At 65.0% G+C, this 13,506-nt stretch carries 12 protein-coding genes; 2 read left to right on the top strand and 10 right to left on the bottom strand.

Going from position 1 to position 13,506, the window contains the following annotated elements; all coding sequences use genetic code 11:
* Positions 1–174 precede the first annotated feature (174 nt).
* Together QM797_RS13465 and QM797_RS13460 are read left to right on the top strand one after the other, a co-directional pair.
* The gene (locus tag QM797_RS13465) at positions 175–1,038 is read left to right on the top strand and encodes a peptidylprolyl isomerase (protein WP_283276132.1); all 864 of its coding nucleotides are present in this window, start codon (positions 175–177) and stop codon (positions 1,036–1,038) included.
* Positions 1,035–1,838, top strand: coding sequence for a peptidylprolyl isomerase (locus QM797_RS13460; RefSeq protein ID WP_283276131.1), 804 nt, complete (start codon positions 1,035–1,037; stop codon positions 1,836–1,838). The genes QM797_RS13465 and QM797_RS13460 overlap by 4 nt, the downstream gene beginning before the upstream one ends.
* Before the next feature lie 66 nt (positions 1,839–1,904).
* On the opposite strand, the gene QM797_RS13455 is transcribed toward QM797_RS13460, so the two are convergent.
* The 10 genes from QM797_RS13455 to QM797_RS13410 all read right to left on the bottom strand — a co-directional run.
* Positions 1,905–4,277, bottom strand: coding sequence for a RelA/SpoT family protein (locus QM797_RS13455; RefSeq protein ID WP_502942341.1), 2,373 nt, complete (start codon positions 4,275–4,277; stop codon positions 1,905–1,907).
* Between the two features lie 164 nt (positions 4,278–4,441).
* Positions 4,442–4,981 (bottom strand): adenine phosphoribosyltransferase, encoded by a 540-nt coding sequence (locus QM797_RS13450; RefSeq protein ID WP_283276129.1) that lies wholly within the window; start codon positions 4,979–4,981, stop codon positions 4,442–4,444.
* Positions 4,978–6,681, bottom strand: coding sequence for an ABC transporter substrate-binding protein (locus QM797_RS13445; protein WP_283276127.1), 1,704 nt, complete (start codon positions 6,679–6,681; stop codon positions 4,978–4,980). The genes QM797_RS13450 and QM797_RS13445 overlap by 4 nt, the downstream gene beginning before the upstream one ends.
* 26 nt (positions 6,682–6,707) lie before the next feature.
* Entirely contained in the window at positions 6,708–7,889 is a 1,182-nt protein-coding gene (gene secF / locus QM797_RS13440; protein WP_283276125.1) for a protein translocase subunit SecF, read from the bottom strand.
* Position 7,890: 1 nt separating this feature from the next.
* Positions 7,891–9,660 carry a protein translocase subunit SecD gene (gene secD / locus QM797_RS13435; RefSeq protein ID WP_283276123.1) on the bottom strand — a complete coding sequence of 590 codons (1,770 nt, stop codon included), beginning with the start codon at positions 9,658–9,660 and terminating at the stop codon, positions 7,891–7,893.
* A 161-nt stretch (positions 9,661–9,821) separates the two neighbouring features.
* On the bottom strand, positions 9,822–10,232 hold the full coding sequence (yajC, locus tag QM797_RS13430; RefSeq protein WP_283276122.1) for a preprotein translocase subunit YajC: 411 nt from the start codon (positions 10,230–10,232) through the stop codon (positions 9,822–9,824).
* A 139-nt stretch (positions 10,233–10,371) separates the two neighbouring features.
* Positions 10,372–11,400, bottom strand: a complete 1,029-nt coding sequence (gene ruvB, locus QM797_RS13425) for a Holliday junction branch migration DNA helicase RuvB (protein WP_283276300.1) — start codon at positions 11,398–11,400, stop codon at positions 10,372–10,374.
* Between the two features lie 54 nt (positions 11,401–11,454).
* Positions 11,455–12,060, bottom strand: coding sequence for a Holliday junction branch migration protein RuvA (gene ruvA / locus QM797_RS13420; protein ID WP_283276120.1), 606 nt, complete (start codon positions 12,058–12,060; stop codon positions 11,455–11,457).
* Positions 12,057–12,674: a crossover junction endodeoxyribonuclease RuvC gene (gene ruvC, locus QM797_RS13415; RefSeq protein ID WP_032403327.1), complete on the bottom strand. Its 618-nt coding sequence runs from the start codon at positions 12,672–12,674 to the stop codon at positions 12,057–12,059. The genes ruvA and ruvC overlap by 4 nt, the downstream gene beginning before the upstream one ends.
* Before the next feature lie 106 nt (positions 12,675–12,780).
* On the bottom strand, positions 12,781–13,506 hold a 726-nt coding region (locus tag QM797_RS13410), incomplete at its 5' end, for a YebC/PmpR family DNA-binding transcriptional regulator (RefSeq protein WP_283276117.1).

The following is a 13,506-nucleotide window of genomic DNA, read 5'->3' as shown; positions in this document are numbered from 1 at the left end:
CTGAGGCCGAAGTACCGAACAAGCTTAGTGGGGCCGTCCCGATCGGGTCCCCCCAGCATGCTCTCAGGCAGTGATGGCACACTCGCGTTGGTCGATTTTCGGCCTGTTACCACACGATCGGTCCGTGCATCGAGCGGGCGAGGTCGATTTTCGGACAAGCGGGAGGAACACGAATTGCCCAGCAACGAGCAACGGCGCGAGGCTGCCAAACGAAAGCTCGAACGCCAACTCGTACGCCGCGCGGAGCGAGCACGGCGTCGTAAGCAATTGACGATTGCAGGTTCGATTCTCGGTGTCGTCGCAGTCGTGGCCGTCGTCTCGGTCGTGTACGTGGTGACCCGCGGTGACGACGATGCGAGTACCGCTCAGGAATCGACGACGTCGGCGCCCGCCGACTCCCTCATCGCGGCGGGACGTACCGAGCCCCTGCCCGAGACGGTGAACTGCTCCTATCCCGCTGCGGCACAGCCTGCAGCCAAGGAGAACACTCCCCCGCGCACCGACAACGTCCCCACCAGCGACGAGCCGCTGAGCTACAGCATGACCACGACCCAGGGCAATATCGGTTTGACTCTGAACAATCCCGAGTCGCCGTGCACGGTGAACAGTTTCGTCTCGCTCGCCAACCAGGGTTACTTCGACGGCACCACCTGTCATCGACTCACCACCGGTGCCGGTCTTGCGGTGCTGCAGTGCGGCGATCCCACGGGCACCGGAAGCGGTGGACCGGGGTACCAGTTCGCGGACGAGTTCCCCACCGACACCTTCGCCGAGGGCGATCCCGCCGCGCAGACACCGATTGCGTACCCGCGCGGCACGCTGGCCATGGCCAATGCAGGCCCGGGAACCAACGGCAGCCAGTTCTTCCTCGTCTACGGAGATTCGGAACTGCCGCCGGCCTACACTGCGTTCGGCACGATCGACGAAACCGGCCTCGCCACCCTCGACGCCATCGCGGCCAAGGGAGTGCAGGGCGGCGCATCCGACGGGGCGCCCGCCGAGCCGGTCGACATCACGACCATGCAGAGCGACCTGTGAACCGCACCTCTGCCCTCCTGATCGGGCTCTCGGCTACCGCGTTGGTGCTGGCCGGCTGCTCCAGTTCGGCCGAGCCCGCGGCCCAGCCTGCAGCGGCCACCTCGTCGCCGACGTCATCGACGTCGGCGGCAACGACAACACAGCGGCCGGCGTTGGACCTGTCTCGTTTCGGTGCGTTGCCGGCCGTGCCGCAGCCGACGACCGACACGGTGTCCTGCTCCTATCCTGCCGAGACCCCGGCAGCGAAAGAGGTGAATCCGCCGCCCGTCGACACCGTCGATGTGTACGGAACCGTCGACGTGACACTGGCCACCAGCCAGGGACCGATCGACATCACGCTGGACCGGACGCAGGCACCGTGCACGGTCAACAGTGTCGTCAGCCTTGCCCAGCAGGGATACTTCGACGGCTCTCCCTGCCACCGGTTGACGACGTCGCCGGGCCTCGAGGTGCTCCAGTGCGGCGATCCTTCGGGATCCGGTCGGGGCGGACCCGGATACAGCTTCGCCAACGAGTACCCCACGACGGCGTACACCGGCGACCCCGCGCAGGCCGAGAATCCGGTGGTCTACCCCCGCGGGACGCTCGCGATGGCCAATGCCGGCCCGGACACCAACGGCAGCCAGTTCTTCCTGGTGTACGCCGATTCTGTGCTGCCGCCGCAGTACACGGTGTTCGGGACCATCTCCGAGAGCGGACTGGCCACCCTCGACGCCATCGCGGCGGGAGGGGTGACCGGAGGCTCCGAGGACGGCGCGCCTGCGAACCCGGTGATCCTGGAGTCGGCAACGGCGGCGTAGATCATAAGAAATACGAGAGGGTGAGCAGAGAATCTCTGCTCACCCTCTCGTCGTTGTCGGGACCGCTCAGGCGGCCGATGTCAGCCGGTAGACGTCGTAGACGCCCTCGACATTACGGACCACGTTCAGCACGTGACCGAGATGCTTCGGATCACCCATTTCGAACGTGAATTTACTGATCGCAACCCTGTCTCCCGACGTGGCGACGGATGCCGAGAGGATGTTGACCTTCTCGTCGGCCAGCGCCTTGGTCACATCGGAGAGCAGTCGGTGGCGGTCGAGTGCCTCGATCTGAATGGCCACCAGGAACACCGAGGACGCCGACGGCGCCCACTGAACCTCGATGAACCGCTCGGATTGCTCCTCGAGTGAGCGGGCGTTGGTGCAATCGGTGCGATGCACGCTGACCGAACCGCCGCGGGTGACGAATCCCAGGATCTCGTCTCCGGGCACCGGAGTACAGCACTTCGCTAGTTTCGCGACGACACCGTCCGCACCGGTGACCAACACCCCGGCATCGCCGACCTGGCGAGGCCGCGTCGGAATAGTCGACGGAGTCGACCGCTCGGCGAGTTCTTCCTCGACATCGCCGACACCCCCGAGATGAGCGACCAAACGCTGCACCACGTGCCGAGCGGACACGTGATTCTCGCCGACCGCCGTGTAGAGCGCCGAGACATCGACGTACCGCAGTTCGTGCGCGATGCCCGACATCGATTCCGCATTCATCAACCGCTGCAACGGCAGTCCGCCTCGGCGCACCTCCTTCGCGATTGCGTCCTTGCCGGCCTCGAGTGCTTCCTCGCGGCGCTCCTTCGCGAACCACTGTCGAATTTTGGTCTTCGCTCGCGGCGATGCCACGAATCCCTGCCAGTCCCGGCTCGGTCCGGCGGTCGCGGCCTTGGAGGTGAACACCTCGACCACTTCACCGTTGTCCAGGGTGCGTTCGAGTGCGACCAGTCGACCGTTGACCCGTGCGCCGATGCAGCGGTGGCCGACCTCGGTGTGTACCGCGTAGGCGAAGTCCACCGGACACGAACCGGCCGGTAAGGTGACGACATCGCCCTTGGGCGTGAAGACGAAGATCTCCTTGACCGCGAGGTCGTACCGCAGCGACTCGAGGAACTCTCCGGGATCGGCTGCTTCACGTTGCCAGTCGAGCAGTTGGCGCATCCACGCCATGTCGTCGACCTCGGCGTTGTCCTGAGAGTGCTTGCCCTTGGTCTCCTTGTATCGCCAGTGCGCAGCGATTCCGAACTCTGCCGTCCGGTGCATGTCCCGTGTGCGGATCTGCACCTCGAGGGGCTTGCCCTCGGGTCCGATCACCGTGGTGTGCAGAGACTGATAGACGCCGTAGCGCGGTTGAGCGATGTAGTCCTTGAAGCGACCGGCCATCGGCTGCCAGAGCGAGTGCACGACACCCACGGCGGCGTAGCAGTCGCGGATCTCGTCGCACAGAATCCGTACACCCACGAGGTCGTGGATGTCGTCGAAATCGCGGCCCTTGACAATCATCTTCTGGTAGATCGACCAGTAGTGCTTCGGCCGTCCCTCGACCACGGCGCTGATTCTCGACGCGGCCAGTGTCGCGTTGATCTCGGCCCGCACCTTCTCGAGGTAAGTGTCCCGCGATGGCGCCCGATCGGCGACGAGACGAACGATCTCGTCGTACTTCTTGGGGTGCAGGATGGCGAAAGCCAGGTCCTCCAGCTCCCACTTGACCGTAGCCATTCCGAGCCGATGCGCAAGCGGCGCAATGACTTCCAGCGTTTCCTTCGCCTTGCGGGCCTGCTTCTCCGGCGGCAGGAACCGCATGGTGCGCATGTTGTGCAGTCGGTCTGCCACCTTGATGACGAGCACCCGCGGATCTCGCGCCATCGCGATGATCATCTTGCGAATGGTCTCGCCTTCGGCCGCTGTCCCGAGAACCACCTTGTCGAGTTTGGTCACCCCGTCGACCAGATGGGAGACCTCCTCGCCGAATTCCTCGGTCAACTTGGCGAGCGAATACCCGGTGTCCTCGACCGTGTCGTGCAGCAACGCCGCGACCAGCGTCGTGGTGTCCATGCCCAACTCGGCCAAGATGTTCGCCACGGCGAGCGGATGGGTGATGTAAGGATCGCCGGACTTCCGCATCTGCGATGCATGCAACTCGTCTGCGACGTCGTAGGCCCGCTGCAACAACGCAAGATCGGCCTTGGGGTAGAGCTCGCGATGCAGGCTGACGAGAGGTTCGAGCACCGGCTTGACAGCGGCGCTGCGTCCGGCGGTGATGCGGCGCGCCAGGCGGGCCCTCACCCGCCGCGACGCCGACGTGGGCACCGGTGCCGAATTGCGCGTACCGGACGGAGCCTGCGCGTCGTTCGGCGCAGAATCAGGAGAAACGGTGGACTCGACGCCGGGGCCGGTGTCACCGGAACCGGTCTCGCCGTTGGGCACGACGTCGACTCCGGTCGGATCGGGAACGTCGGGCCTTTCGGGGACGGCAGGCCCATCCGGCAAGGGCTGATCGATGTAACGGGTCACTCTCATCACCTCCTGCCACGCGCTCCACACTGTCGCCGGACGCATCCGGAGAACGCATTATGTAGAGACTTTAGTCCTCATACTCGAACCAGGCAGGCGAGCGGGTAGTCACTGCACCTTTCACGCCCTCCCAGGGCCGTGATCTCGAGAACGACGGCGGCGCCGACTATGACCGCACCCTGATCGGCCAACAATCGTTCGGTCGCTTCGACGGTACCGCCCGTCGCCAGCACGTCGTCGATCACCAACACCCGCCGTCCAGCCACGTCGATTGCCGTCGGAATCTGCAACTCGGCGGTCCCGTACTCGAGGTCGTAGGACCGCGAATGTACCGGTGGCGGCAGCTTGCCGGCCTTGCGCACCGCCAACACACCGCAGCCCAGCTCCAGGGCCACACCGGCACCCAGCAGAAAGCCACGCGCGTCGATTCCCGCAACCAGATCGACGTCGTGGTGGCCCTGTGCCAATTCCGACACGACGCTGCGCAATGCTCGCCCGTCTGCGAACACCGGCGTCAGATCGCCGAAACGCACGCCAGGAACGGGGAAGTCGTCGACCCACCGCGTCAGCCGAGCTACGGCAGCGACTGCGTCTGTCCGATCACCTGCGTCGTTCATCGAAGAAGAACCCACCGATCCATGTTCCATCCGGCACCAGCGGCCGTGGGGTTGGGCACCACGTCCTGCATTCCGTCGCTGACGACGGTGGTGCGCGGCTCGTTGTACAGGGGAAGCGACGGCATGTCGTTCCACAGGATGTTCTCACCTTCCGTGGCGAGAGCCAGCACTCGTTCCGGGTCATCGGTCACCGCCAGCTGATCGACGATGGAATCGATCCTGCCGTTGCTGTAGCCGCCGACGTTCAGTCCGATTCCCGTCCTCAGCGAATACCGTGCGACGACTCCACCTGCCGACCCCGATGGCCCGGGCAGAGAACCACTGCTGCCCAGAACCGCGTCGACCGCACCGCCGCGCAGGGCGGACGGCGTGAACTCCGGCGAACTCGCATCCACGACGGTGATGCCGGCAGCGGCGCAGTCGGCAGCCATGCGGCCGACCTCCTGTGCGCGACGAGCATCCGGTCCCCGGTAGCCGACGCGAACGGTGAGGGCACTCTCGCCTGCAGCGGAAAGTTCCTTGCCCGCCTGATCCAGGTCCGAACGCCGATACCGATCGCCGACCACGGTTGCGACCGCCGGATACTCGAGGGTGTCCAGCTGCACCAGTCGAGCGTCGACGATGCCCGAGCCGAGTCCGGTCGCTGGAGCGTCCGATCCCGGATGCCCCAGCGTGTCGAACAGATCCGATCTCGGGATGCACGCGGCCACCGCTCGTCGCGCGCTGGCCTCTGCCAGCACCCCTTGCGTTGCGAAGGTCAATTGTTCGAGGCCTCGTGACGGTTCCTCGCTGGTCACGAATCCTTCGGTCGTGCCGAGATCGATGGCACCCGCGCCGTGGTCGAGCACGTCGAGCGAGCCGTCCGCCACCTTTGCAGCCACGTCGGTGCCCTTGGGCCAGACGACGACCTGCTCGGTTTCGGGCGGAATTCCCCACCACGCCTCGTTCGCGACGAGAACGAGACCTCCGTCGGCGGTGTACGACTCGACGCGGTACGGCCCGGCCGAGGGCAGCAACGAGGTGTCGATCGCACCCGGAGTCAGGGTCCACCCCGTGTTCCAGAATTCGGCGATGCGGCCCACGACGTCGTTGTCGCCGGCCACGATGGGATCGACGACGTTCGGCACTCCTGCCGCCCTGGCCGCGACGTGCGCAGGCAACAGATCGGTGGCACCGAACAGAGCGCGCCAGTTCTGGTAACTGCGCCCTGGAGCGAATACGACCGTGGCCTCCTTGGCCCCGGGGACGCAGTCGATGCGTTGGATGTCCGAGTACCCGGCCGACGACGCCGCGTCGAACACGGGACCGTCGGTGGCGAATCGGCCGCTGTTCGCAGCCCAGGCCAACACGAGGTCGTCGCAGGCCATCGGTGCACCGTCGGAGTACTTCGCCGCTGGGGCAATGGAGTACTGCACGGTCAACGTGTCACCGGGAACAATTGCTGTTGTCCCGATATCGTTGTCCGACAACGCATCCCCCTCGGGCCCGAGGTAGCTGAAGCCCACCTGCACCCGGGTGAACGCCTGCCGAGCTCCCGACGCCGCGCCGTCGACCGTTCTCGCGTTGTACGTGTCGACGACGTTGTCGAACGAGTAGCCGATCGAGGGCACCTTGTCCTCGGGCGACGAACACGCGGTGATGGACACCGCAGCGACACCCGCCGCCACCAGTGCCGCGCTCCGCCTGCGTTTCACGTGCACTCTCCGTCCCAGTCGAGGGTTGATATCTATCGTCGCTTCTTGTTTCGCTTTCCGGTGGGCCGATTGCCCGGCTGTGGAGTCGACGCCTTCGTGGTGGACACTCCGACCGCCACCGGTTCGGGAGCGAGACCGGCCGCGCGGGCAGCCGCATCGGCCCGCTTGGAGTGGACCTTGCGTGTGTGCGCAGCGACCGGGCCCCATTTCTCCTTGAGGGTCACCAGCAGCGGAGTAGCGAAGAAGATGGACGAGTACGCACCGACGATCATGCCGACGAGCTGCACCAGCGCCAGGTCCTTGAGTGTGCCGACGCCGAGCAGCCAGACCGCCACGATCATGAGCGCGATCACCGGCAGAACGCCGATGACGGTCGTGTTGATCGAGCGCATCAAGGTCTGGTTGACGGCGAGGTTGGCCTGCTCTGCGTATGTCTTGCGATGCAGGTTCAAGATCCCGCGGGTGTTCTCCTCGACCTTGTCGAACACCACCACCGAGTCGTACAACGAGAAGCCGAGGATCGTCAGCAGTCCGATGACCGTCGCAGGAGTCACCTCGAACCCGACGATCGAATACACGCCCGCCGTGACGATCAGGTCGAATCCCAGAGCAGCCAGAGCGGCGAACGCCATATCCCGTTCGTATCGGACGGCGATGTAGATGCTGACGATGACCAAGAACACTGCAAGGGCGATCAACGCCTTCTGGGTGATCTGACCACCCCAGGTCTCACTGACATCGGACACGCTGATGGCGTTGGGAGTTGCGGTGCCGCTGTTGTCCTGGGGCTGGAAAGCCTGGAACAACGCCTGGCGCAAGCTGTCCACCTCGCCGGAGTCGAGAGCTTCGGAGCGAATCTGCACTGTTGCGGCCGCGCCGGAGCCAACCGTCTGTACCGACACCGGGGGCATACCCAGCGAGTCGTTGTAGACAGTTTCGACCTGCTCGGTGGAGATGTTGTCTGCCGCCGGCAGAGCGATCCGCGTCCCGCCCTCGAAATCGATGCCGAGCGTGAAACCGCGCACGAGGAAGCTCAGCAGGCACACCAACACGATGACAGCGGTGAGGATGTAATAGAAGCGGCGACGACCGATGATGTCGAAAGCACCGGTTCCGGTGTAGAGCCTGGACAGCCAGCTGTGCTTGGGCTGGGTCGACTGATCGACACTCGAGTCGTCGAGGGGCGATGGGGTCGACGTGGTCGTATCCGACATGTCATGCCTCCTTCGACGGCGTGGTGCCGGTCTTGACGGCGAGCGCCTTGTTGGCTGCACGCTTGCGTTCGAGCGCGATCTGTTGGACGGCACCGAGACCGTTGACGGACGGCTTGGACCAGAATTTCGACTTCGACGCCAGGTACACCAGTGGCCAGGTCACCAGCACCACAACGATGATGTCGAGGATCGTCGTCAGACCGAGGGTGAAGGCGAAGCCGCGGACCTGCCCCACAGCGAGTACGTACAGCACCGCGGCCGCGATGAAGCTGACCGCGTTGCCGGACAGGATGGTTTTGCGTGCGCGTGCCCAACCGCGTGGTACCGCCGACCGGAAACTGCGACCCTCACGAATTTCGTCCTTGATGCGCTCGAAGAACACCACGAAGGAGTCCGCGGTCATACCGATGCCGATGATGAGTCCGGCGATGCCTGCGAGGTCGAGGGTGAAGCTGATCCACCTGCCCAACAGAACAATGATTCCGTAGACGACGAGACCCGCCAGGGCCAACGACAGGGCCGTGAGCAGACCAAGGGCGCGGTAGTAGAGCAGGCAGTAGACCAGCACGAGCGCCAGTCCGATCGCTCCGGCAATGAGGCCGGCTTCCAGCGACGCCAATCCCAGTGTGGCCGAGACAGTTTCGGCCTCGGAGGATACGAAGGACAGCGGTAGAGATCCGTACTTGAGGGTGTTGGCCAGCTCCGAAGCACTCTGGGCGTTGAAGCTTCCGGTGATCGAGGTGGCGCTGCCCGCGGGGGTGGCACCTTGAATCACCGGCGCACTGATCACCTTGGAGTCCAGCACGAATGCGGCCTGCTTCTGCAGGTTGGCCGCGGTGAACTGAGCCCACGTGTTGGAACCGTCCGAGTCGAACGTCAGGCTCACCTGGAACTGGGCCTGTTGGCTGTCGAATCCGGAGGTCGCGTCGGCAATCTGCTGCCCGTCGATGATCGTCGGGCCGAGCAGGTAGACGGCCGTCCCGTCGGTCGAGCACGCGACGAGGGGAAGAGCCGGATCGTCGTTGCCTGCGAGGGGATCGGCTGCGTTGCAATCGAGGGACTGCATAGCCAGCTGTTGAATCTGTTGATCCTCGCTCTGCCGCAGCGTCTTGGCGTCTGCGATCTCCTGGGCCGCGCGATCGGCGTCCGACAGCGAAGCATCCGCGGCGGGCGCGTCGGTCGCGGGCGCGTCGGTCGCGGGAGCGGGCGTCGGATCCACCGCAGACGGATCCTGCGCAGGGAAGACGCGACCTTGCGGTGCGGCCGGTGCTGCGGGATCTGCAGGAGCGGCGGGATCTGCAGGAGCGGCCGGATCGACCGAAGCGTTGGGATCTACCGGCGCGGAAGGGTCTACCGGTGCTTGCTGCGACCCTGCGCCCTCGCCCGCCGACGGGGCAACCGATCCAACCACGGGTCGGATGAACAGTCGCGCGGTCTGCCCGAGAGTGCGAGCTTGAGAGCTGTCGTCACCGGGCACCGTGATCACGAGGTTGTCACCGTCGACGACCACCTCGGAGCCTGTGACACCGAGACCGTTGACGCGAGTCTCGATGATCTGCTGCGCCTGCTTCAGGCTGTCCTGCGTCGGCGCATTGCCGTCGGGGGTCCGCGCGGTGAGTGTCACGCGCGTGCCGCCCTGCAGGTCGATTCCCAACTTCGGCGAGGGGTCTTTGTCTCCGGTGAAGAAGACCAGGGCATACACCGCTGCTATCAGCACCGCGAAAACGGCGAGATAGCGGGCGGGACGCACCGGTCCGCTGGAAGGTGCCACGGTGAGTGTTTCTCCTCTAAGGCGATGGAAAGTGTCGGTTCCTGCGGGGCTGTCGGCCCGATATGTCAGCGGCGAGCGCTGCGATTGTGCACCACATCGGTCACCGCAGACGAAACCGCTGCCGGATTCTGTCTCCGACAGCGGTTCGAATCAACGGCTGTTCACTCTTTTTCGAGACGCTTCGACGTCTGCTCGACGGTCTCGTCGGGCGCGCTGACGTCGGTCTTGTGCAACGACGGCCCTGCGCTCGTGCTCGAGTCGAGGGCCGCGATGTCCGCGTCGGTGGTGGTCTCGAACTCGGTGTCGTCGAATTCGGAGCCATCGGGCAGCACCTCGCGCACCACCGCGCGAGACCAGGTGGTGATCACGCCGTCCGCGATCTCGAGGTCGATCGTGTCGTCCTCGACCAGAACCACGCGGGCGTACAGGCCTGCTGTAGTGACGACCTCGTCGCCGACCTCGAGCGAGTCCTGCATCTCCGTGGTTTTGGCCACCACCTTCTTCTGTCGACGCGCATTGAGAAACAGCGGTACCAGAAGGGCCACGATCAGCAGCGGAAACAGCAAATCCATCGGAAGGTCAGTCCTCGAAGTTCGGGTCGAAAATCGTCATTGTCTCGTGCGAGAACACCGTGGGTGCGGGCCTCGCAGCTACCCAGTGTGCCATCACCGCGAACCGGTCCGGTCCGATCGTGGGCGTGTTGTCCCCGATTCAGTCGAATAATCCCTGCGCAGCCTCCGAGGATCGGACCGAAATTCCCCCTACCGCGAGGTCCGGCGGCGGAGTCAGACCGAGATGTTGCCACGCGGTGGCAGTTGCAACGCGACCTCGCGGTGTGCGGGCGATCATGCCTGCGCGCACCAGGAACGGTTCGCACACTTCCTCGACTGTCGCAGGTTCTTCACCGACGGCGACGGCCAGGGTCGATACCCCCACCGGTCCCCCGCCGAAGCTCCGGATCAGCGCGCTGAGGACGGCACGGTCGAGTCGGTCGAGGCCGAGTTTGTCGACGTCGTACACCACCAGAGCCGCTTTCGCCGTCTCCCGGGTGACGGTGCCGTCGCCCCGCACATCCGCGTAGTCGCGCACTCGCCGGAGCAATCGGTTCGCGATACGTGGAGTGCCACGCGAACGGCCGGCGATCTCGGCGCAGCCGGCTCGGTCGATCGGCACCCCGAGGATTCCGGCCGACCGCATGAGGATGCGCTCGAGCTCACTCGGCTCGTAGAAATCCATGTGCGCCACGAATCCGAACCGGTCGCGCAGCGGACCTGTGAGAGCACCCGACCTGGTCGTCGCTCCGACGAGCGTGAACGGTGCCACCTCGAGCGGAATCGACGTCGCTCCCGGGCCCTTGCCGACGATGACGTCGACACGAAAGTCCTCCATCGCCAGGTACAGCATCTCCTCGGCCGGACGGGCGATGCGATGGATCTCGTCGATGAACAGCACGTCTCCCTCGACCAGGTTGCTGAGCATCGCTGCCAGATCCCCGGCCCGTTCGAGCGCCGGCCCGGACGTGAGCCGCAGCGAGGTTCCCAGCTCGGCGGCGATGATCATGGCCATACTGGTCTTGCCGAGCCCAGGAGGCCCGGACATCAGGATGTGATCGGGAGTGCCGCCGCGCATCTTGGCACCGGACAGTACGAGCTGGAGCTGCTCACGTACCCGAGGTTGACCGATGAAATCGGTGAGGTTCTTCGGACGCAGGCTCGTCTCGACATCCAGGTCGTCGGACATGGCGTCCGCGCCCACCTGTGACTCGGCGAACTGGTCGTCCTCGTCCACGCCGGCCTACCTGGACTTTCCGAGGTACGCGAGCGCCGACCTCAGTGCAATCGACGTCGTGGCCTCGGGCTGCTGGGCGAGTACCGCGTCGGTGGCCTCTTCGGCCTGCTTCGGCGGGAATCCGAGCCCGATCAGAGCCTCGACTATCTGGTCCCGCACCGAATTTCCGGCACCGGATCCCGGCAGAACCGAATCAGCAGCGCGACCGACCACTGCGTCCACCTTGTCGCGCAACTCGACGACCATTCTCTCGGCGCCACGTTTGCCGATTCCGGGAACCCTCGTCAGCGCTCCGATGTCACTGTCCGCCAACGCCGTTCGCAGCGCGTCCGGTTCGTGGACGGCGAGCGTGGCCATTGCGATTCGCGGTCCGACGCCGGACACGGTGAGGAGCAATTCGAACAGCTCGCGTGACTCCTTGTCCGGAAACCCGTACAGCGTCTGCGAATCCTCGCGCACGATCATGGTTGTCAGGAGCGTCGATTCGCTCCCACGGTGCAGCGTGGCCAGCGTCGCCGGAGTGGCGCTGATGCGGTATCCGACGCCGGCCGCCTCCAGCACGGCGTGATCGAGCGCGATGTCGATCACCGAGCCTCTGATCGATGCGATCATCGTGCGCCCGCCTCTTTCTTGGCCATCTTCTCGATCCTGCGTGCAACAACGGCGCGAGCCTTACGCTCCTCGGCCAGACGCGCGTCGTACTTGCGCTTCTGTTCTGCCGCCATGGCTTCTGCCTTCGCCATCCGGGCGATCATCGGAGCTCTCCAGCAATGACAGATGCCGAGTGCAAGTGCGTCGGCGGCATCCGCGGGGGTCGGGGCCGTTTGCAGACCGAGAATGCGCATGACCATCGCAGTGACCTGGGCTTTGTCGGCCGAACCGTTCCCGGTGACCGCGGCCTTGACCTCACTGGGGGTATGGAAGCAGACATCGACCCCACGCCGGGCCGCCGCCAGCGCGATCACTCCACCGGCTTGCGCGGTTCCCATGGCGGTGCGGACGTTGTGCTGCGCGAACACCCGCTCGATAGCCACCACCGAGGGCTTGTGGGTGTCGAGCCAATATTCTGCTGCCTCGGAGATGCGCAACAACCGCTGCGCAAGATCCATGTCCGCTGGCGTGCGCACCACATCCACGTCGAGAGCAACTACCGATCGACCCACACCACCCTCGATCAAACTCAGCCCACACCTGGTGAGACCGGGGTCGACACCCATCACCCGCACGCCACCACACCTTCCGCTTACGAACTGTTGTTCGATAGCGTAGCGGAGCGCACCGACGGATCAGGGATACGACACCCGGCCTGTTGTCTCGATCGAGTCGAGGCGGTCAGTCCTCTTCGTCGAGCTCGGCCATGACCTCGTCGGACAGATCCACGTTGGACCAGACGTTCTGCACATCGTCGCTGTCTTCCAGCGCGTCGATGAGCTTGAAGACCTTGCGCGCGCCGTCCACGTCCACCGGAACGTTGACCGAGGCCTGAAAGCTCGCCTCGGCCGAGTCGTAGTCGAATCCGGCCTCCTGCAGTGCGGTGCGCACTGCGATCAGGTCCGTCGGCTCGCTGACGATCTCGAACGTGTCGCCGTTGTCGTTCACTTCCTCGGCACCGGCTTCGAGAACGGCCATCAGGACGTCGTCCTCACTCTGACCGTTCTTCTCGAGCGTCACCACGCCCTTGCGTGAGAACAGGTACGACACCGATCCCGGGTCTGCCATGTTTCCGCCGTTGCGCGTCATCGCCACGCGTACCTCGCCTGCGGCGCGGTTACGGTTGTCGGTGAGGCACTCGATCAGAATCGCAACGCCGTTGGGGCCGTAGCCCTCGTACATAATGGTTTGCCAGTCGGCTCCACCGGTCTCTTCGCCTGCTCCGCGCTTACGGGCCCGCTCGATGTTGTCGATTGGAACCGAGGTCTTCTTCGCCTTTTGGATGGCGTCGAAGAGTGTCGGGTTACCTACGGGGTCACCACCACCCGTGCGGGCCGCCACCTCGATATTCTTGATGAGTTTGGCGAAAGACTTGCCACGTCGGGCGTCGATCACCGCCTTCTTGTG

It is taken from the genome of Rhodococcus sp. IEGM 1381, from assembly GCF_030056795.1.
In the GTDB taxonomy this organism is placed as follows: domain Bacteria; phylum Actinomycetota; class Actinomycetes; order Mycobacteriales; family Mycobacteriaceae; genus Rhodococcoides.
Note: the sequence above shows the minus strand (reverse complement) of the source record. Positions and strands in the feature narration are given on the sequence as shown.

Bases quoted from the DNA above. Each gene is read 5' to 3' on its own strand.
- yajC (WP_283276122.1), bottom strand. From the start codon at position 10,232: ATGGATTTGCTGTTTCCGCTGCTGATCGTGGCCCTTCTGGTACCGCTG.
- secF (WP_283276125.1), bottom strand. From the start codon at position 7,889: ATGTCGGATACGACCACGTCGACCCCATCGCCCCTCGACGACTCGAGT.
- QM797_RS13450 (WP_283276129.1), bottom strand. From the start codon at position 4,981: ATGAACGACGCAGGTGATCGGACAGACGCAGTCGCTGCCGTAGCTCGG.
- ruvB (WP_283276300.1), bottom strand. From the start codon at position 11,400: ATGTCCGACGACCTGGATGTCGAGACGAGCCTGCGTCCGAAGAACCTC.
- ruvA (WP_283276120.1), bottom strand. From the start codon at position 12,060: ATGATCGCATCGATCAGAGGCTCGGTGATCGACATCGCGCTCGATCAC.